Below are 17,881 nucleotides of genomic sequence, written 5' to 3'. Positions count from 1 at the left end.
ACCGGGCGCATGATTGGCTTGGCCAAGGGCGAAATCATGCGTGGCCTGTCAGGGTGGCGGTCGATTAGACTTGTCATGCTGCCAGTTCTCGTCGCCCTCAGTGCTTGCAAAACCGACCTCTACACGCAATTGCAAGAGCGTGAGGCAAATGAAATGCTCGCACTTCTTGAAGACAACGGGGTCGCCGCGATCCGGGTGGTCGCCAAGGATGGGACCAGCACGATCCAGGTTGACGAAAAGCTGCTCGCCTTCTCAATCAACCTTCTGAACGCCAAGGGGTTGCCGCGCCAATCCTTCAAGAACCTCGGTGAGATATTCCAAGGATCAGGCCTGATTGCCTCGCCGACCGAAGAGCGTGCCCGTTACGTGTATGCCCTGAGCGAAGAGTTGTCGCGGACGATCAGCGATATCGATGGCGTTTTTTCTGTACGTGTTCACGTCGTGCTGCCGCATAACGACCTTGTGCGAGCCGGCGCCACGCCATCCTCGGCCTCGGTGTTTATCAGGCACGACGCCAAAACAAATGTCGCGGCTCTGCTGCCAAAGATAAAGATGCTCGTAGCCGACAGCATCGAAGGCTTGTCCTACGATAAGGTGGAAGTGGTTTTGGTGCCGGTAGAACGGTCCGCACACGAGCAACGGCCCGATCCGACTGCTGTTTTGCCACAAGCATCAATACCTCTTCCTGCGCCAATTCTGGCGACCGTGACAGGTTTTGCCGCAGCCGTATTCGCCTTGGCCTGTTATCTCTTGGTCAGCGTTGTTACGCGTCGGCGCAAGCAATCAACCGGCGTTTCCAAGGTCGAGGGGCGCCGGGATGCTTCTGCTGTCGAGGCCATTCGCAAAAGAATGCCTGCAATTGGACGTGGGTGACATCTCATTGCAAATGCCTATACAGACCGCCCGACCTGATGGTCCGCACCAATTGCGTTTTCCGGGCGCGAGCGAGCTTGCGGCTTCGGCCCATCCGACCCGTCTAGCGGCGCGTCTTGATCCGGCGTTATCGGCAGAAACGTTAGTGAAGTTGCAGAAGTGTTCCAGACTGCATCCAAGGCTGGCAGAATTGCTGGGCAACTATGACGTGGATCTGAACCACATCGGCTGCAGGCCGGACCTTCTACGCGGGCACGATCCATATCGAGCTGCCCTTCTTGCTGGTAGTATCTGGCATGCCCGTTCGCTGGTCGCGTTTGTCTCTCAGCCTGAGCTTGCCATCCTTGTTAAACGCATCGGCGTGGATGCACACGCATTCGGAATCCGACACCTGCTGCATGCCGTTGAGAACAGACTGATCGCGGACCCAGAAAAACTCGCTCAGCAAATCGAATACGATGGACATGCATGTCTTGGGGCTTGGCTCCAGGACAGTTCAGCGACCGAGCGTAACCGCGTGCTTCTTCGGTTGCCCGAGGGGACTGCCGCGGAGACTCCAGCACCTGAGCATTGGACCGCCGCCGGCCAATTGCTTTCACTTGTACTAGCTCATTTTGAGACAGAGACCCCGGTGAAATGACAGCCGAACTTTCCGAGGGGCCAATAGCGCCGCAGATGCGTCCAGTCGGACCACTGATACCCGCGAGCGAGCTCGAAACCTGGCACAGCGCCGCGCAAGCGCTTGCCGCGGCAGAACGGCATCGGCAGCGCGTTCGAAACTGGGCACGCGCCGTTTACCAGCGGGCGTGGGCGCGCGGCCACATGGAGGGCTCGAATGCAGGCACCGAGGAGATGGCAGGGCTGATTGCGGAGACAATCTCCGAAATCGCGCGACGAAAGGCGGCTCTGGAGCAGGAATTGCCGCAGCTCGTGATGGAAATATTGAGCGATCTTATCGGCGCTTTCGATCCGGGCGAGCTATTGGTGAGGGCTGTTCGTCACGCCATAGAGTGTCAATACAGCGGCGCCGAAGTTTGCCTTCATGTTTCTCCCATGCAAGTCGACATGCTTGCACGAGAGTTTGCTCGATGCGACGGCCAGGATGGTCGACCAAGGGTGCGGATCGAGCCCGACCCGACGTTGTCGCCGCAACGGTGCGTGCTGTGGAGCGAGTACGGCAATGTCGACCTGGGACTTGACGCCCAGATGCGCGCGCTGCGCCTTGGTTTCGGGACGCTCTGTGAAAAAGGCGAGCTATGAGAAAGCCCGTCCCAGAACATAACGCTGACGCCGACACTCGAGCTCTCGTTCCAGCAATCTCGTCGTTGAGGGCTGCGGCCAAGCGAATTGACACGCGTGCGGTGCGGGGTCGGATCACGCGGGCTATCGGCACACTGGTTCATGCCGTCTTGCCAGACACTCGTATTGGGGAACTTTGCCTCCTAGAGGACCCGCGAACCGGGCTGTCGCTCGAGGCCGAGGTGATCGGCCTGTCGGGTGATGGTGTATTGCTGACACCGATCGGGGACTTGGTGGGCCTATCCAGCCGCGCAGAGGTCGTGGCCACTGGCCGAATGCGTGAGGTGCCCGTCGGCGGCGATTTGCTCGGTCGCGTGATCGACAGTCGTTGCCGCCCATTGGACGGCAAAGGCGAAATCAAGACCGTCGAAACTCGGCCACTGCATGGCAGAGCCCCCAATCCGATGACGAGGCGCATGATTGAGCGGCCATTCCCGCTTGGGGTCCGTGTCCTCGATGGTCTGCTGACGTGCGGCGAGGGCCAGCGGATCGGGATTTATGGCGAGCCAGGTGGTGGCAAGTCGACGCTGTTGTCACAGATCGTAAAGGGTGCCGCCGCTGACGTCGTCATAGTGGCGCTCATAGGCGAACGTGGACGGGAAGTTCGTGAATTCATCGAAAGGAATCTTGGTGAAGAGGGCCTTCTCCGTACGGTCGTCGTGGTTGAAACCTCCGACCGCTCGGCGGTGGAGCGTGCGCAATGCGCTCCAATGGCGACTGCGCTCGCGGAATATTTTCGCGATCAGGGCCTACGCGTTGCTCTCATGCTGGATTCGCTGACGCGCTTCTGCCGCGCTATGCGCGAAATAGGCCTTGCTGCGGGTGAGCCGCCGACGCGACGGGGCTTTCCTCCTTCCGTTTTTGGCATGCTGCCAGGCCTGCTCGAGCGCGCCGGCATGGGTGAGCGGGGCTCAATCACGGCCTTCTATACGGTGCTTGTAGAGGGTGATGGCACAGGTGATCCAATCGCCGAGGAATCGCGTGGTATTCTCGATGGCCATGTCATCCTCTCACGCGCTATTGCGGCGCGATCGCATTTCCCCGCTATTGATGTGCTGCAGAGTCGCAGCCGCGTCATGGATGCAGTCGTTTCGGGGACACATCGCAAGGCAGCATCCATTTTCCGCGAGCTCCTATCGCGCTATGCCGAGACCGAGTTCTTGATCAATGTTGGCGAATACAAGCCAGGTGGAGATCCCCTGACTGACCGGGCCGTCGCGTCAATCGACGAACTGAGGGAGTTTCTGCGCCAGAGCGAAGATGACGCGTCAGATTTCGAGGAGACGGTCGCATGGATGTCGCGTCTGACCGCGTGAACTGGGTTCAGTCTTCGAGGTTACGGCTTCTGAAGGAAATGCAAGAGCGTCGTGCCCTTGGCGAGCTGTCCAAGAAGGAAGCCCAGCGCGATGTGGCCGCCTCAGCCGTACAAAATGCCGCTAGGGAGCTTGCAATGATACAGCAACATTGTTCAAGAACAGAAGCAGCGCTCTATCAGCATCTGATGTCACTCGACAACTTGTCTAGCGCAGCGCTCGACCGTCACCGCCTTCACACTGAACAGCTTGCCGCTGAGATCACTTCCAGACGGCAGATGCTTGATGATGCCCAAATCGCTCAAGAGGAGGCTGAGATGGCGGCGTCCAGGACGAGGGAGCTATGGGTCATATGTTCGGCGGCAAGGGACAAATGGCAACAAATCGAGGACGACGTGCGGCGCGCCGTCGAGACTCATTCGGAGGCCGCAGCCGAGATCGAGGCCGACGACGAGATACTGCTGAAATATGCGAGGGGGTCGCTTGCCTAAATGCCGCGCAACCGGATCCGACAGTCGCAAGAGGTCGTCCGAATGACACGACCGTGCAGTCTTTGATAGCCGCTGCGGTCACACCCGCCATGTTCGAACCAGTTCTGAAACTGTCCCGCACGGTTGTCTCGTGGCTCAATGATACAGCAGCGCCCCGCACGCCGTTTCAAAGCCGGATCAACGAGGTGCCGCTATCGGTGCGAACGGCAGGGCTTGTCTGGCAGCAGGAACCTGCTGCCATTCCGATGCTTGACTGCGTCTGGAGAGTGGGAGCCGAGACGGTCATCTTGTCGCTGTCGCGCCCGCTCGTAGAGGAGTTCATCACGACAGTGCAGAACGGCTTGGCCTTCCCTTCCGAGCCAACTGCTTCGCTTATTCTCGAACTCGCTCTTGAGCCGCTTGTCACTCGACTGGAGGAGACGACGCGTCTGAACGTGCAACTCGTGCGCGTATGCGAAGCCACGATGCTGGCTCCTCATCTTGAACTCGACATCATTTTCGGCGCGGTCAAGGGCAAGGGCCGTCTATTCCTGTTCACGCCTCTTGACGGCTTAGTACCGCCTGCGTTTCGCGCGCTAGGCGAACTGCTTGCCCAGTTGCCGCGGCAGCTGGGCGGGCTGCCTCCAGAGCTCCCGCTCATTGTTGCAGGAGAGGTCGGCACGCTTCGCCTTCCTGCGGCGCTTCTTCGAAGCGCATGTGTCGGTGATGCATTGTTGCCCGATATTGCGCCGTTCGGCCGCGGCCAGATCACCCTAGCTGTCGGCCAGTTGTGCGCCGGGGCGGATCTTGACGGCGATGAATTAATCTTGCGGGGGCCTTTCCGCCCGCGACCGTGTCCTTTGGAGAATGCGCATATGACACAACCCGGATCGCAACTGGAGCTTACTAAGGATCTCGACGATGTCGAGATCGTGCTTGTCTTTGAATGCGGCCGCTGGCCTATTTCTCTTGGGGAATTAAGAAGTGCCGGCGAAGGGCATATTTTTGAACTTGGATGGCCGATCGACGGCCCGGTCGACATAGTGGCCAATGGTCAGCGTATCGGGCGTGGCGACATTGTCCGCATCGGAGAAGAGCTGGGCATCAGGCTCCGTGGCGGGTTTGCATGCAATGAGTGAAGCTCAGCCGACAATCCTGGCGCTTCTTGCGGTTACCGCCGGACTCGGTCTGCTGGTTTTAGCAGTTGCCACGACAACGGCCTTTGTAAAGGTATCAATTGTTCTTTTCCTCGTCCGCAATGCGCTCGGGACCCAGACCATACCACCCAATGTGGTGCTGTACGCCGCGGCGATGATCCTCACTATGTTCGTTAGTGCGCCCGTTGCTGAGCAGACCTATGACCGCATGTCGGATCCCAAGCTCCACTATCAGACATTCGACGACTGGGTAAGCGCCGCTAAAGCCGGAAGTGAGCCCTTGCGCGAGCATCTCAAGAAATTCACAAATGAAGAGCAGCGGCGATTTTTCCTATCTTCGACAGAAAAGGTCTGGCCAGAGGAAATGCACGCCGCAGCCACGCCTGATGACTTTGCAATACTTGTACCATCTTTCTTGCTATCAGAATTGAAGCGCGGATTTGAGATAGGATTTCTACTTTATCTGCCTTTTATTGTTATAGATCTGATAGTTACAACTATCTTGATGGCAATGGGTATGTCGATGGTCTCACCAACTGTTATATCTGTCCCGTTCAAGATCTTTTTGTTTGTTGCCATTGATGGTTGGTCAAAATTGATGCATGGGCTTGTGCTGAGTTATACGTTACCGGGAGGCTGATCATCACTGAATCCAGCATCATTACTCTTATGAGCCAATCACTGGTGGTTTTCATGATCTGGATTCTACCGCCGCTCATTGCATCAGTGGTTGTCGGCCTCGTCATCGGCATCCTCCAGGCGGCGACGCAGATCCAGGATGAAAGCTTGCCGCTCACCGTGAAGCTTCTGGTCGTTGTCGCGGTGATTGGGCTGTTTGCTCCTGTGCTAAGCGCCCCGCTCATAGAGCTAGCCGATCAGATCTTCACCGAGTTTCCCGCAATGACACTTAGCTACTAGTCCGCCCCATGGACGCGCCATCGGCCGATATTCAAATTCTGATCCAGACGGCTCTCGAACTCGTCGTTGCGGCAGGTCTTGGGGCAGCCCGCGCGATGGGCATCATGCTGATCTTTCCCGTATTCACACGCTCGCAGATCAGTGGGCTGATCCGGGGCTGTTTGGCTGTTGGCTTCGCACTACCATGCCTGGCACACGTCAGCGGCGGATTGCCGGCGCTGGATTCTGATACACGCCTGATCCAGCTAACCCTGCTCGGATTCAAGGAAGTTTTTGTCGGTGTACTCCTTGGCACTTTTCTTGGCATTCCGCTTTGGGGCCTTCAGGCTGCCGGGGAGCTTATCGACAACCAACGCGGCATCAGCAGCCCGACCGCTTCGGCCGATCCCGCGACGAACAGTCAGGCTTCCGCGATGGGCGTTTTTCTGGGGATCACTGCGATTGCCATATTCGTCGGATCAGGAGGCCTGGAAACTTTGATCAGTGTCCTGTACCGCAGCTACTTGATCTGGCCGGTGTATCAGTTTCACCCGACACTGAGCGGGCCAGGAGCAATGGAGTTGTTGGGGCTTCTCGACCGCATAATGCGCACGGCATTATTGGTATCGGGGCCTGTCGTGTTCTTCCTGATACTGATTGATATATCGATGATGCTGCTGCGTCGCTTTGCCCCGCAATTTAAGGCGAGCCAACTGTCTCCGGCAATCAAGAACATTGTCTTTCCAGTTCTCATGGTCACCTACGCTGCCTATCTGGTGGAGAGCATGAAACTGGAGGTCACACAAGCCAACGGCGCGCTGGAGTGGTTCGACAAATTGCTGCCATGAGCGACACAAGTGAAGAGAAGACACACGCCGCCAGCCCGAAGAAGTTAAGTGAAGCGCGCAAAAAAGGACAGCTGCCACGTAGCTCCGATTTCGTCCGCGCGGTCGGGACTTGCGCTGGGCTCGGCTACCTTTGGCTAAGAGGCAGCGTGATCGAGGACAAATGCCGGGAAGCGCTCCTATTAGCCACCAAGTTGCAGAGCCTACCTTTCGATACCGCGGTGCCGCAGGCATTGGTTGTGCTCGTCCAACTCACCGTCGCGGCTGTTGGCCCGCTGCTTGGAACCCTCGTCGCCGCGGTGATTTTGGCCAGCCTGCTAGCCAATGGTGGATTTGTCTTCTCTCTGGAGCCGATGAAGCTCAGCTTTAAGAAAATTGACCCCTTTGAAGGGCTGAAGCGCTTGGGGTCTGCTCGTTCCATGGTCGAAGTCTGCAAGACCATGTTCAAGGTATTGGTTCTCAGCGCAACCTTTTCCATTGTCCTTCTCGGGATGTGGAAGACAATGGTCCCTCTGCCGATCTGCGGCATGGGCTGTGTTGGCCTCATCTTTATGGAGACAAAATTGCTGATGGGAATTGGCGCCGGCGCACTGCTGGTCGGCGGACTGATCGATCTCCTGCTCCAGCGCGCGTTGTATCTGCGCGAAATGCGCATGACCAATACCGAAGTGACGCGCGAGTCGAAGGATCAGCAAGGAGCGCCAGAGTTGAAAGGTGAACAGCGTCGCATCCGCGAGGAGGCGGCCGACGAGCCTGCGCTTGGCGTGCATCGCGCCACGCTGGTCTTAACAGGAAGGGCGGTCCTGATCGGTCTGCGTTACGTTCGCGGTGAAACCGGGGTGCCGTTCTTAGTTTGCCGTGCCGAAGGTGAGCGCGTTTCACATGTGTTGAGTGAGGCGCGGGCACTACGCCTGACGATCGTCCATGACCATGTCTTAGCACGTCAGCTGATAAGCACTACAAAACTCGGCAACGCCGTTCCTATGCAATATTTCCAGCCTGTCGCGAAAGCACTCTTTGCCGCAGGCTTGGCCTAGTCATTGGAAGTCCACGACTGCCCAGTTCAAAACTGACCTGGCTCCATGCTAGCTAGTGGCAAATGTCGGCTGGCCATCCGTGCCCCAGTGTCTCTGTCAGGCCAACCGCGCAACCGCGGGCCTGGGGCAATCACTCCCCTCGGATCTGCCACCCAGCAACTACGGCAAGTCCTCCGGCATGACCTTGCAGCCTCTGCTGGCCGGTGCGTGGCGCAGTCCGAGGTTTTGAGGCCGGCAGTGCGGATTTGATTCGTGCAGCCGTTGGAATGCCCTCGTCAGCTAGTCGTCAACTAAGCGACCTATGTTGAACAGCCGTGCTAACTTGAGCTCGGTTGCGAAACATAGGAGTACGAATCGTCATGTATGGTCGAATTGGTGGCTCATCCGATAGTTACCGCGCGCATAATGCCGGCGAGCAATCGGATGCAGGAAGCGAAGGGTTCGCGGACACATTTGCCCGAATGCACTTATCCGGATCGGAAGGTAGCGGCGCCTCATCATCGGCGGCTCCCCAAGCATACTCCCTCAATTCCCGACCTCCTGTGGTGGAGATCAACAGGACTTCCTTCAGGAGACAGGTGAGGCAATTTCATGGTGATGAAATCACGCACATCGCCGACAATCCTCAAGAGTATTCGGAGTTCGTATCGTCACGAGCCAGGCGCACCGCGGACGTTGCTCAGCAATATGGCATCCGTCGAGATACGGAGCACGCGCGATATTTCAGTTACCAATTGGGAGACCGGAGTGCCGGACTGCTGAGAATGGAAGGCGGATTCAGCATGAACGAGTTCGAATCGGAAAGTTGGCGGGAACAATTTCCTGGTCGAACTGAGGTCACTTCCATAGTGGATCTTCAAGTCGCCCATCCGCTCGTCGAAAATGCGGGCGATATTCTGCTGGAGCATCAACTTCGGATAGACGGCGACCGACCGTTGCTGAATTGGCGTGCGGCTAATCCGGAAGCACAAGCGCGCGCGCAGACGATGGGGTTTGTTGAAGTGGATCATGGCGACCTGGTGCTTGACCCTACGCAGCATCCCGACAAATGGACGAAGAACAGTGCCGGTGAGTGGCAGCGTGCAGGCAAACCTCCACTCTATCTCCACAAAACCGAGGACAGCGACAGCAGCGATAGCGGGTCCGACGACGATTTCATGTGATTTGTCGACCCGCCGCCGAGCCTTGCAACTGGTGACGGTTGCAAGGCTGTTGGCAGTGAATGCTGATTGTCCGGCGATCAGCCCCGCCTTAGCGCCAGCGCCGCCGAGCAATCCAGCCCATCTCCCAGACAATAAACTGCGGATGCGCATCGTGGGTGCAGCGGGCGAGCGGATTGTATTCGGGCCGGAACTCCGCCTCTTGGATACGAGCTCTCCCGAATCCAATTTTCTCCACCACACCGTTGGGTCGTTGCGATGCGCCGATCCCGATCGGATCGGCTATGCCTGCTCCGCGCTCGCAGGAAGACCTTCCGCCTCGATCTTGGCGGCGCGATCTCGGCGATAAGTTGGATGGGAGGCAAGATACGCCGCCACGTCAACAGCAGGTAACGCGACATCGCAAATCGGCCCTGACGGTAGCCGATCGACTCCAATCGCCGGACCGCAACTCGCGCAGCGGCATTCGCGGTTTGGCCAGGAGAAATGCTCGCTGACTCACAGCGTGGCCGGCCGCATTCTGCCCTAGACCCCAAAGTACGTGCCCTGTCATGCAGCCTGCGCCGACGGGAGCTCGGCACGCGAATGGCGTGGTTGGCGGCCAAGCCCCGAGGTCAACAAGGACTTACAGAAAGCGGGGGTGAGTTTGCCGCGATGAATTATGACCTTCTCGCGACCGGACCTAGCATCGGCTTCCTCTCGCTCTCGATTGTAGCCGCGCTGTTCGTTGGATTTAACGTGGCAAGCGGTGAATTCGGAATCAGCCAGCCCTTCCAAGTTTCTGGCCATGACGGGGCGACTCGTGTGGATGTGCACCCACATCGGGCTCGGCATCCCACCATTGACCAGCATCTTGGGCTGCAGCTTCATCTCAAACAGCTTTCCTGGCTCGCCACGCAGCGCGACCGGTGCCTCCGGCGGCATCAATTCGTCGGCATTGCACAAATGTTCCAGGTATTTTTGCGCCGGAAATGCGTAGGCCTTCATGCAATCAGTCGTAATGCCGGCTTTTCCTTCATTCAGTGCGTTGGCCTGTCCCAGCACCATGTTCAGCAACCCTTTGAGCTGGTCTGTGCGTTCGTGCACTTTGGGTAGCTGGGTGGAGGTGAGTAGCAGGCGTACATTACGCCCCTGCAACCCGGCGAGACAGGTTTGCATCTCAATGGCCTGGGCTCGCAGGTACTGGGCCACATCGTCCACGACCTTACCGGCCTCCTCAGGCTTCATCTGGCGCACTTGGGAGACGACGCTTTGCTGACCGGCCAGATCGAACTGCAAAAGTTCGTCCAATCGTTTGAGCCGCTCCGTCAATACCTCCATTGACAACGCGGCGCCCCCGATTGTCGAGCCTGCCCCCGACGAACTCGCAGCCACCTCTTGCGCTCTCACCTGTGTACTCGCAACTTGATCCGAGCGCGCGAGAACCTTGGCTGCTGGCACTGTGCCGGCGTTCGCAGCGACTGGTGTTGATGGCTGCCCGGCGGCAGAAGTCCCGGCGCGAGCTGCCGACTTATGCTTTGACTTCCCTTTCCTTCGCGCTGTAGTGCCTTCTGACACTGCAGCCGTACCAGCAGTGTCAGCCGGTATCGCAGCGCCTGCCCTGGCCGGCATCGCAGCGCCCGCCTGGGCCTGTGGCGCCATGATGGCTGACGGCGGAGACTGCAGGTTCAACAAGTGCATGGCATCGTGCGCAGTGATCCATGCATCGTCCACGATCCGTTCGAACAGTTTCAATGGGAGGCCGGCATCTGGGTAGGTATGGCTTAGCTTGGTATGCACCTCGTGCAACGCCAATCCAAAATCCGAAAGCCGCTCCATGATCTTTTCTACAACCGCGCAATCATGAGCGTTGAGTGCTTTGCCATCATCCATTATGCCCTTCGCCAAAGAGAGGGCGCGAAGAGCTTCTTGAACGGCGCTTGCCATCAGCTGCACCACTCCATTTCGACCGACGAGGAGTTCCTTCAAATCTGGCTCGAACCTGCTCGCCCGCAGTTCAATCTTGGCCCGCGCAAGACCGATCCGCTCACGGACCAGCCAGATCCTGACACTCAGTACCGAGCCGGCACGCAGCCGCAGTGCGCACCGCTCGGCTTCCCGCATCACGGGCGTTCCACTGGATAGGCTAGCGGTGGCAGCGCAGGCGGATCGCTGCCGTTCGGAGCGCCATGCCTTTTTTTCCCACCACTTAATTGCCGCCGTATGGTGGTTCTCCACATTTAAAATCAACAGCTCCTGCCGGTCCGCCTGGGAGTAGGAGTAGAGTTTATCGACCATACCTGCCGCTTTCTTGGTCTTTTTGTCCAATTTCGTGATCGTCGACAGGCCAAGTTTGTCTACTTCATTCGCGGCGTCGCACACGATCTGGCAACATCTACGCACCTTGTCGTCTGGCATAATTGTCTGCGCCTCAGCCGCAGGCAGGCTAGCGCGGTACTCCAGAATTGCTGAGGCTGCATCGACGACCCGACTGATCAGCTCCACCGCCTCCTCGGGGACGTCGGTTTTCCTGGCCGCAGCCTCGCAATCAGTCAGTTGTTGAACAAGACTGTTCATTCTGAGCTGTGTCGGACTGATATCTTCATTTGACGATGAGCTGGTGCCTTCCACCTGCGCGGTTGATAGTTGGCTACCGACCGGCGCCATGGCTTCGCCCTCAGACATGGAGGGAGAACCGCGCCGCCTTGCGGCTGCGCCACGTGGCGCTACGGTTCCGCGTGGTGGCGCAGCGGCTCCACGTGGCGGTGCGTTCAGGATTTGATCTTCGCCAATCGAGGCGCCTGGCAGACTTTCGCGGGCATCGCCTGGACCGCGCGCAACTGGAAGGGAGGAGGGCCTCCTATCGGCGTCCCCAGAGCGCATCTGCTCCACAACGGAATCGAATGACTGTCCACCTTCTCCCGCAGCAAGACTTGATTGCGAAAGGGAACTGCTCGCCCGCCCCGCGCGGCTGGCTCCAGTTTCAGCCTGCGATTTCCGTGGTCGGCCAATGCCCTTCATATTGCGTCTCCGTAGTAGGCGAGAATGTGCTGCTATTGTGCTGGCGGCTGACGAGACCAGCGGCATCTTTCGGTTAACGTCACGGTCAGCCAGACCCGCGACGGCGTAATGTTCCCGCCAAAGTGCTTCTCAGTAGCAGGCCAAGATTGGCCCGAGCTCACAGGACTTTCGCATATCGATGTCCTGAGATTATCAGCGCTTCAGTCCGCCGATTTCCAGGAACAGCGAATGAAATCAGACCAACTCGGCTAGCTCCCCTTCCTAGACACGTGCCTGACGATTTTATTGAGGCGTCACTCCTCTCGTTCGCCACCGACAAAGTCACACATTTGCTTCAGAGAAGCGTGTGCGTTGCGTATCGCGCGGGAAACCATTTCGATCTATAGTTACAAAAAGTGTCGAGACGGGACCTTTGGATCCGAAGGTCAGGCACGGCCGGCCTAGATAGACCGCTTGGCTGACGATTAGCTGACGATGGGAGTTCTCACGAACAGGGCAAGAAAATCCGACCGCTTCAAGCTTTCGATATGGTGAGAAGAGGATCCGCACCGGCCTCCCAAAGCCGGCAGACCATCCCATGTTCGTACGGTCGCCGACCTTCTCGAAGCCAATGAGCTCACCGCGCCGGGCCGTGATGTGCAGGCGAGAGAATGGTGATGCAAAGACCGAGTTCCTGCTCGTTGCGTGCGCCCGTGGAGCCAGCAAGAATACGGTCATTGCGGTCATGCAGCACGTGGACCGTGTCTCCTGTTCGACACCACAGCATCGAGGATGCAAACGAGCTGCTGCGGCTGCCATTCGGTCGCGGCATGCGTGGACGGCGGGATTGGCCGAACAGCCGAGATCGTGGTCGACTGTTCGATGCGAGAGCAACATCCTGCAGAGCATACGTTTTTGCGCTGGCCGGTTTTTGTCAAAAGCCGTCAGGTTCTCGAAAGCTCCCGCCCTTAGCTTGATCGAGGTTAACCTTTAACACGTCGCCGCCAATGGCAAATGCCGGAGTACCTGATGATAGCAGCAATTGGGAGTGGAGTTGGCAACCTCGGGACTTCCTTGATCCGAAAGGGCCATGGGGATTCGAAATCCGAGCATTCTGGTGATGGCAAGCCGGCTGGTGGCAATGATGGCAAGCCAGCTGGTGGGAATGATGGCAAGCCAGCTGGCGGGAACGATCGGGCGGATAACCGGACCGTTTCAAATGATCAACTTCAAGACAACTCACAGTCTGCAGCACAAAGTGAAGCCTTCCAAAGTATCCTGCGATCGTTCGCGTTCCAATTCGCGAACGATGCGATGGCTGAGGCCGATGAAGCTTTGGATGACACAGAAGATGCCTGACGCGGGAAAATCCGGCGTGAGGTCATACAGGCCGTTATTGACGGCACAACTCCAACAGAAAAAGGAATGATCATGGCTGCAGTTGATAATAATAAAAAATCAGGCAATACCAACACCAATAGCACTGGCAACACCGATAAAACTACCGGTAGCACTCCCGGCAATACAAGCGGAGCTGATGCTACTGCTTTTCAGGCGCAAGTGCAAGAACTAACCAATGTTAGCTTGGAGGCGACGAAAAGGAGTGTCCAGTTGCGCACTCTAACGACCAATCTCCAGACCATCAAGAAGGCCGCCGACGAACGCGTTTCGTAATGTCGGAAGCGGCTTTTAGACTGCCCCTAGCGCGTCTCCTTATTGACGCGACGTAGTCCCGAAATGAGCCGCATGGCAATTGCCGTGCGGCTTCTATCCTGTTTGAGAGATGCTCTGTGGATGACGCGGTTTCCCTCCGTTTCGAAGTGCTTTCGGGGCTCTATTGCGGACTGACCGGCAAGACGGATCTTCAAACGTGTTTAATCGGCAGCGGCTTCGATGCCGATTTGGTCTTTGTCGAGCAAGGACTGGCACCGCATCATCTTCGTGTAACTCTTCTTGGCAAGTCGATCGAACTCGAGGCGCTTGCACCCGGACTCAGTATCGAGGGCAACCGGAATATCGCCGCAGGCCAGTCCGTTGTTGTGCCCCTTCCTGCCGTCCTGCTCGTAGGCGAGATGTCCATTGCTTGGTCCGTGCAGGATGCAGAGCCGCCTGGTTCGACCGGCATACCGCGCCTACCGATCGGTGTGCTCGCCATGGTCATAATCAGCTCACTCGGGATCGGCGCGCTTTCGGGCATGTTCTCCTATCTTGGCAATGCAAGTGGATCGAGCCCCAATTCACTTCGGGCTGAAGTCGCGTCCAGAACGATCAGTCACCGCGCTGACAATGAACTTACGGGGGCAGCGGCCAAAGAGCTGCAGGAGGAAGTCGATCGAGCGGGTCTTCTCGACGTCAAGATTGGCTCCGCAAAGGGTGTTGTGACCGCCGAGGGCACCGTCACGTCTGAATCGGTCATCAGCTGGCAGAAGCTTCAGCAATCGTTCGATCGTCGCACCAAGGGTACTCTAACACTGGTGAACGGAGTGCTCATCAAAGAGGAGAAGGCGCCATCCGCAATCGCGGTCGAAGCTGTGTGGCATGGGGCCCAACCGTATCTTGTCATCGACAGCGAGAAGTATTTTGTCGGGGCCATTTTGGCTGATGGATGGGTAGTCGATCGTATTGAGGACAGCCGTGTGCTGCTGAGCAGGAATGGCCGCATTGCTGCTCTCCCATATTGAAAGCTCGCAGGCCCCATCAAGCAGCACTCTATGGCCAGCCAAACATCCTGTCGCGCTCGGTGCTGACAAGCTGGCTGCGTTGGAAACATTTGCTGCCCAGCCATTTCGCGCCTGTTTGTGGCTCTCATGCAGGGTCACGCGCTGGCCAAGGCCGAGGCGCCTTCGGAGTTCGAAAGCTACGTTTCAGGGCGTAACAGCAGAGTAAGTCTCAACCGATTGCAAAGGTGTCTCGATGGCCAACGTCCTGCGTGACTTCATCAAGCGTGCGCCGGCCAGCCCGGATTTAATGGTTGCGTTGATGCTGCTTCTGGCTGTCGCGATGATGGTCATGCCTATCCCGGTCGTGGTGGTCGACGCACTGATAGGATTCAATATGGGGTTGGCCATACTGCTGATGATGGTTGCCCTGTATGTCAGTACTCCACTTGATTTTTCCTCTTTGCCCGGCGTTATTTTGATTTCCACTGTATTCCGTCTCGCGCTGACGGTCGCAACGACGCGACTGATCCTGGCCGAGGGGGAGGCCGGCAGCATTATTCATACCTTTGGCGATTTCGTCATCTCAGGCAATATCGTGGTGGGTTTCGTCATATTTCTGGTCGTCACCATGGTGCAATTCATGGTCCTCGCGAAGGGTGCCGAACGGGTGGCAGAAGTGGCGGCGCGTTTCACGCTGGATGCTCTGCCGGGCAAGCAAATGGCGGTCGACGCAGAGCTACGCAACGGCCACATCGATGCCAACGAATCCCGCCGGCGGCGCGCCGAATTGGAGAAGGAAAGCCAACTATATGGCGCGATGGACGGCGCGATGAAATTTGTGAAGGGCGATTCCATCGCCGGGCTGGTGGTTATCTGCATCAACATGCTGGGTGGAATTTCGATCGGTCTGCTCTCCAAGGGCATGTCCTTCGGCGAGGTGCTGCATCACTATACTCTGCTGACGATAGGCGATGCATTGATATCGCAGATTCCGGCCCTTCTGCTCTCCATTACTGCGGCGACCATCGTCACCCGTGTGACTGGGACGGCGAGGATCAACCTCGGTACCGAAATGGTCAGTCAGCTCACGGCCAGTACTCGAGCCTTGCGGCTGGCGGCCGGCGTCCTGGTCGTGATGGGGTTCGTTCCTGGGTTTCCCCTCCCCGTCTTTCTGATGCTGGCCGCAGTGTTCGCTGCGGTAAGCATTGTCAAGGCTGATGTGCTGGGCGCCGGCACTGCCGATGCGAAAGATGGAACTGCAGCGGAGCCTAAGCAAGCCGCGCCTGCGAAGGAATTCCCGATCGCATTTTTTTTAGCGCCAAATCTTATGCAGGCGATCGATCAAGCCGAATTGCAAAAACATATTGGGCGCGTTTCGCTCCTGGTCACAGCCGATCTGGGCATTATCGTTCCCCGCATCCCTGTCTTGGTTGACGAGCAGCTGCCTACATCGCAATTCCGGATAGATGTCGAGGGCGTGCCAGTCGAACAGGACGCGATAGATCCAAGCCAGATGACGCTCCGAGCCGATGTAGCGCACGTCGACTCGAGCGGTATCCCCCTTAGGCGTGAGCCGAAAACGGACAGACTCCCGGTCGAACATACCCCTGCACAGGCCCTTACGGGCGCCGGCACGGAGCATTGGGCTCCCGGCGAACTCCTCGCCTTGCGCGTCCATGCAACGTTGACCCGCTACGCACCGCGATTGGTGGGCATCCAAGAGACCCGACATTTCCTGGGCCGAATGGAGCAGGAATATTCTGATCTTGTGAAAGAGGTGCTGCGCACGACGCCGATTCCTCGGATTGCCGATGTTCTGCGCCGCCTCCTGGAGGAAGGTATCCCAATCCGCCACACCCGTCTCGTGTTGGAGGCATTGGCCGAATGGAGCGAGCGTGAGCAAAACGTTGCCCTGCTGACGGAATATGTCCGTTCTGGTTTGAAGCGACAGATCTGCCACCGCTATGCCAACACCGAGGGCATCGTGTCCGCCCTGGTCGTCGAACGCGAGAGCGAGGATGTGATGCGTGGCGCGGTTCGAGATTCGGATGCAGGCCCCTATCTCGCACTGGAGGATCGGCAAAGCGAAGCGATGCTATCACAGATACGTCAGGTCCTTTCGAACACAGAACCGGGTCAAACCCGCCCTATTCTGTTGACGTCAATGGATGTCCGACGTTTCGTCCGCGGCTTTCTGACGCGAAACGGGATCGATCTCGCCGTGCTGTCTTATCAAGACCTCGCCTCCGACTTTACAATTCGCCCGGCAGGATCCGTCAAACTCCCGCACGGATCGAACAGCGGATTGTTAGAGTAGTTCCACCTTTCCTAACTGAACGCGACCCGCCTCCCTGATAACCGAGAGATAATATGAAATTTGTTAGAAATACAGTTTCTCCATCGCCTATGTTTCTGCGCCGGAGCTCACTTCTTTTTGCCGTACTCGCCATTCTGCCTTTGGGCGGTTGCGCCAGCTGGCAAAAGCCCGCTCTTTCCGTGCAGGAGACATCTTCCCCAGAGTTGCTCAGCGCCGATCAAATCGATCCGGCTATGCGCGAACGCATTTTGCGCGAAGTTGGTCAGGATGTTCAAGAGCGGGCTTTGCGGGATGAGGTGAAGCAGCACCCGGACAATGTTGATGCGGCGATACGGCTTACAAAAGCCTTGGTGGCCCAGAAGCGCCCGCACGAAGCGGTTGAGGTGCTCGACAGCGTCTTGGTTGCAGCCCCAGCAAACGTACGTGCATTGAATGCGAAGGGCGTGATCTTGGACATTGAGGGGCGGCATGACGCGGCACAGGCCCTGTATCGGCGAGCTCTCGAAACCGAGCCAGGGAATCAGATGGTGCAGCATAACTTCAATCTGTCGCTTGCCTTAACGGCAAGTCCGAACAGCCAAGGTTAGCACGATCGCAATAGGTGGGCACAGCGCATGTGCAGCCTATTCCCCGGCTCGAGACGCGCTCGGCTCCCATCATAGATGGCCTCTGAAGAGAGCCATATCTGCGCAAAGCTGTTGCTCCAGATCTGGCCGGCAGAGGTCGGCAGGAGAGCCGGATGACATCTCTCGGCCACCCGCAAGGCCATCCGCCTCGCTTCGTTGCCAGAGCGCCTTCGTGGTTGCCACGCGAGATACGCTCAGGATGGATTTGATTAATTCACGCGCGAATGCCTGCCTCTAACTTGGGGCAG

17 protein-coding genes are annotated in these 17,881 nt (G+C 57.7%); 16 read left to right on the top strand and 1 reads right to left on the bottom strand.

The window, feature by feature from the left end:
* The first annotated feature begins 9 nt into the window (after positions 1 to 9).
* From sctJ to CIT31_RS28270, 11 genes are all read left to right on the top strand, one after another.
* On the top strand, positions 10 to 873 hold the full coding sequence (sctJ, locus tag CIT31_RS28320) for a type III secretion system inner membrane ring lipoprotein SctJ (protein ID WP_095521257.1): 864 nt from the start codon (positions 10 to 12) through the stop codon (positions 871 to 873).
* Positions 866 to 1,513, top strand: a complete 648-nt coding sequence (locus CIT31_RS28315; RefSeq protein ID WP_329609620.1) for a nodulation protein NolU — start codon at positions 866 to 868, stop codon at positions 1,511 to 1,513. Before sctJ ends, CIT31_RS28315 begins: the two co-directional genes overlap by 8 nt.
* Positions 1,510 to 2,133: a type III secretion system stator protein SctL gene (gene sctL / locus CIT31_RS28310; protein WP_095521256.1), complete on the top strand. Its 624-nt coding sequence runs from the start codon at positions 1,510 to 1,512 to the stop codon at positions 2,131 to 2,133. The genes CIT31_RS28315 and sctL overlap by 4 nt, the downstream gene beginning before the upstream one ends.
* Positions 2,130 to 3,488: a type III secretion system ATPase SctN gene (sctN, locus tag CIT31_RS28305; RefSeq protein WP_024505372.1), complete on the top strand. Its 1,359-nt coding sequence runs from the start codon at positions 2,130 to 2,132 to the stop codon at positions 3,486 to 3,488. The genes sctL and sctN overlap by 4 nt, the downstream gene beginning before the upstream one ends.
* Positions 3,464 to 3,976 (top strand): hypothetical protein, encoded by a 513-nt coding sequence (locus tag CIT31_RS28300; RefSeq protein WP_091595843.1) that lies wholly within the window; start codon positions 3,464 to 3,466, stop codon positions 3,974 to 3,976. Before sctN ends, CIT31_RS28300 begins: the two co-directional genes overlap by 25 nt.
* Positions 3,977 to 4,065: 89 nt before the next feature.
* Complete coding sequence (sctQ, locus tag CIT31_RS28295; protein WP_187331393.1) at positions 4,066 to 5,094, top strand: type III secretion system cytoplasmic ring protein SctQ; 1,029 nt, start codon at positions 4,066 to 4,068, stop codon at positions 5,092 to 5,094.
* Positions 5,087 to 5,752 carry a type III secretion system export apparatus subunit SctR gene (gene sctR, locus CIT31_RS28290; protein WP_029354851.1) on the top strand — a complete coding sequence of 222 codons (666 nt, stop codon included), beginning with the start codon at positions 5,087 to 5,089 and terminating at the stop codon, positions 5,750 to 5,752. The genes sctQ and sctR overlap by 8 nt, the downstream gene beginning before the upstream one ends.
* A 29-nt stretch (positions 5,753 to 5,781) precedes the next feature.
* Positions 5,782 to 6,030 carry an EscS/YscS/HrcS family type III secretion system export apparatus protein gene (locus CIT31_RS28285; RefSeq protein WP_081714428.1) on the top strand — a complete coding sequence of 83 codons (249 nt, stop codon included), beginning with the start codon at positions 5,782 to 5,784 and terminating at the stop codon, positions 6,028 to 6,030.
* Between the two features lie 8 nt (positions 6,031 to 6,038).
* Entirely contained in the window at positions 6,039 to 6,857 is an 819-nt protein-coding gene (gene sctT, locus CIT31_RS28280; RefSeq protein WP_091595845.1) for a type III secretion system export apparatus subunit SctT, read from the top strand.
* Positions 6,854 to 7,891, top strand: coding sequence for an EscU/YscU/HrcU family type III secretion system export apparatus switch protein (locus CIT31_RS28275; RefSeq protein ID WP_095521255.1), 1,038 nt, complete (start codon positions 6,854 to 6,856; stop codon positions 7,889 to 7,891). The genes sctT and CIT31_RS28275 overlap by 4 nt, the downstream gene beginning before the upstream one ends.
* 359 nt (positions 7,892 to 8,250) lie before the next feature.
* Positions 8,251 to 9,054, top strand: coding sequence for a hypothetical protein (locus CIT31_RS28270; protein ID WP_024505378.1), 804 nt, complete (start codon positions 8,251 to 8,253; stop codon positions 9,052 to 9,054).
* Positions 9,055 to 9,600: 546 nt separating this feature from the next.
* Here the strand turns inward: CIT31_RS28270 and CIT31_RS28265 are convergent.
* Complete coding sequence (locus tag CIT31_RS28265) at positions 9,601 to 11,715, bottom strand: hypothetical protein (RefSeq protein WP_236370640.1); 2,115 nt, start codon at positions 11,713 to 11,715, stop codon at positions 9,601 to 9,603.
* 1,344 nt (positions 11,716 to 13,059) lie between these two features.
* On the opposite strand from CIT31_RS28265, the gene CIT31_RS34470 reads away from it, so the two are divergent.
* The 5 genes from CIT31_RS34470 (at position 13,060) to CIT31_RS28240 (ending at position 17,594) form a co-directional block, all read left to right on the top strand.
* Entirely contained in the window at positions 13,060 to 13,389 is a 330-nt protein-coding gene (locus tag CIT31_RS34470) for a hypothetical protein (RefSeq protein WP_091595908.1), read from the top strand.
* A gap of 72 nt (positions 13,390 to 13,461) precedes the next feature.
* Positions 13,462 to 13,704, top strand: a complete 243-nt coding sequence (locus tag CIT31_RS35465) for a nodulation protein NopA (protein ID WP_236370642.1) — start codon at positions 13,462 to 13,464, stop codon at positions 13,702 to 13,704.
* A gap of 116 nt (positions 13,705 to 13,820) precedes the next feature.
* Positions 13,821 to 14,711, top strand: coding sequence for a SctD/MshK family protein (locus CIT31_RS28250; RefSeq protein WP_029354836.1), 891 nt, complete (start codon positions 13,821 to 13,823; stop codon positions 14,709 to 14,711).
* A 232-nt stretch (positions 14,712 to 14,943) separates the two neighbouring features.
* A complete protein-coding gene (gene sctV, locus CIT31_RS28245; RefSeq protein ID WP_029354834.1) occupies positions 14,944 to 17,007 on the top strand; it encodes a type III secretion system export apparatus subunit SctV in 2,064 nt (687 codons plus the stop codon).
* Between the two features lie 53 nt (positions 17,008 to 17,060).
* Complete coding sequence (locus CIT31_RS28240; protein WP_101918715.1) at positions 17,061 to 17,594, top strand: tetratricopeptide repeat protein; 534 nt, start codon at positions 17,061 to 17,063, stop codon at positions 17,592 to 17,594.
* The last annotated feature ends 287 nt before the right edge of the window (positions 17,595 to 17,881 follow it).

Origin of the sequence: Mesorhizobium wenxiniae (genome assembly GCF_002284535.1) — a bacterium.
Classification (GTDB): Bacteria; Pseudomonadota; Alphaproteobacteria; order Rhizobiales; family Rhizobiaceae; genus Mesorhizobium; species Mesorhizobium wenxiniae.
This window is presented reverse-complemented; position numbering and strand designations above follow the sequence as displayed.

Excerpts from the sequence above, each read along its gene's own strand:
- sctJ (WP_095521257.1), top strand. The coding sequence starts at position 10 with ATGATTGGCTTGGCCAAGGGCGAAATCATGCGTGGCCTGTCAGGGTGG.
- sctL (WP_095521256.1), top strand. The coding sequence starts at position 1,510 with ATGACAGCCGAACTTTCCGAGGGGCCAATAGCGCCGCAGATGCGTCCA.
- sctN (WP_024505372.1), top strand. The coding sequence starts at position 2,130 with ATGAGAAAGCCCGTCCCAGAACATAACGCTGACGCCGACACTCGAGCT.
- CIT31_RS28300 (WP_091595843.1), top strand. The coding sequence starts at position 3,464 with ATGGATGTCGCGTCTGACCGCGTGAACTGGGTTCAGTCTTCGAGGTTA.
- sctQ (WP_187331393.1), top strand. The coding sequence starts at position 4,066 with ATGTTCGAACCAGTTCTGAAACTGTCCCGCACGGTTGTCTCGTGGCTC.
- sctR (WP_029354851.1), top strand. The coding sequence starts at position 5,087 with ATGAGTGAAGCTCAGCCGACAATCCTGGCGCTTCTTGCGGTTACCGCC.
- CIT31_RS28285 (WP_081714428.1), top strand. The coding sequence starts at position 5,782 with ATGAGCCAATCACTGGTGGTTTTCATGATCTGGATTCTACCGCCGCTC.
- sctT (WP_091595845.1), top strand. The coding sequence starts at position 6,039 with ATGGACGCGCCATCGGCCGATATTCAAATTCTGATCCAGACGGCTCTC.
- CIT31_RS28275 (WP_095521255.1), top strand. The coding sequence starts at position 6,854 with ATGAGCGACACAAGTGAAGAGAAGACACACGCCGCCAGCCCGAAGAAG.
- CIT31_RS28270 (WP_024505378.1), top strand. The coding sequence starts at position 8,251 with ATGTATGGTCGAATTGGTGGCTCATCCGATAGTTACCGCGCGCATAAT.
- CIT31_RS28265 (WP_236370640.1), bottom strand. The coding sequence starts at position 11,715 with ATGTCTGAGGGCGAAGCCATGGCGCCGGTCGGTAGCCAACTATCAACC.
- CIT31_RS34470 (WP_091595908.1), top strand. The coding sequence starts at position 13,060 with ATGATAGCAGCAATTGGGAGTGGAGTTGGCAACCTCGGGACTTCCTTG.
- CIT31_RS35465 (WP_236370642.1), top strand. The coding sequence starts at position 13,462 with ATGGCTGCAGTTGATAATAATAAAAAATCAGGCAATACCAACACCAAT.
- sctV (WP_029354834.1), top strand. The coding sequence starts at position 14,944 with ATGGCCAACGTCCTGCGTGACTTCATCAAGCGTGCGCCGGCCAGCCCG.
- CIT31_RS28240 (WP_101918715.1), top strand. The coding sequence starts at position 17,061 with ATGAAATTTGTTAGAAATACAGTTTCTCCATCGCCTATGTTTCTGCGC.